At 46.0% G+C, this 1,069-nt stretch carries 1 protein-coding gene; it reads right to left on the bottom strand.

The genetic code is table 11. The features are described 5' to 3' along the window. Positions 1–303: 303 nt before the first annotated feature. Positions 304–978, bottom strand: a complete 675-nt coding sequence (locus NXS07_RS20245) for an MT-A70 family methyltransferase (protein ID WP_258087542.1) — start codon at positions 976–978, stop codon at positions 304–306. Positions 979–1,069 lie beyond the last annotated feature (91 nt).

The raw sequence follows: 1,069 nt of genomic DNA on the forward strand, positions 1-1,069 counted from the left end.
GAATTTGCTCTTTTGATGTGGCGACATAGCGGTTTCAAATCGGGGTAGGTACTGAGTGAGTATTGTTGCGGTTTGCTCGCCGGTGCGTTTCTTGATTTTGAGTAATTCGCTTCGGCACTCCCTTGCCACCTGTCGTCTTCCGTTCTCGAATTCGTTAGTCATGGGTTAATGCGGCAGGAAATATTCCCTTTATGCGATTCCCTTATTACCCCTGAACGTTCATTGTTAATAGTAAAGAACGCAGATTCATTTACTTTCCTATCTTTTTGCTTCAAGAAATCTGTGACTAATCCAAATGCCATATCAAGGTCTTTCTTGTTCGGTACTTCGATTGTGACTTTCATATTTGACCCCATTAATAAATTCAATATTGTTAGTAGGTGACTGATCACCCCATGTATCCCAGCCAGCCATTAGATATCGGGCGAATAATTCAATTCGTGGTACGTCATCTCCATATAATCGCTCTAACCGATGATGAACCTCTCTCGGTTTCTGGCTATGCTCACCCAGACAGGAATAGATAACCTGTTTCACACTGGCGGATTGCCGTTCCAGTCCATTGCCTCTGACTGCTATCAATACATCCTCGGTATTGCTGCGGGTATAATTGCCACCGTTCATCCGTGTTTCGGTGTTGAGCAGGTCGATAAAATCCCAGCTATCGAGCAGTCTCTCTTCCTGAATGGCTCTGTCTATGCGATCCATCGCCAGCTTGTTCAACTTCACCCATGTAAACAGCTTCATTGTCTTAACCGTGAATCCCCACGCCTCAGCCAGCTTGATTGCTTCCAATGCAAAATTCCCCGTGTACCACATGGCTAAACACGAGTTTTTAGCGGCTATTTGTTCGATGGGTAATCGGGTGAGGGAGTAAAAATCGGTGGTGGTGTAGTGATTGTTGGCTGCTCCATTGCTGGCTGCGTTGTTATATTGCCACGGAGGATCAGCTAATATCAGGCTGTATTTTTGTTCCATATTTCCGCCTATCCCGCTCATAATCCTCCCCGCACTCCCGACTACAGAATGCACCGTGTGTTGCTGGCTCAGTCTCACACCATCGGCACAT

It is taken from the genome of Xenorhabdus bovienii, assembly GCF_024721015.1.
Lineage (GTDB): Bacteria > Pseudomonadota > Gammaproteobacteria > Enterobacterales > Enterobacteriaceae > Xenorhabdus > Xenorhabdus bovienii.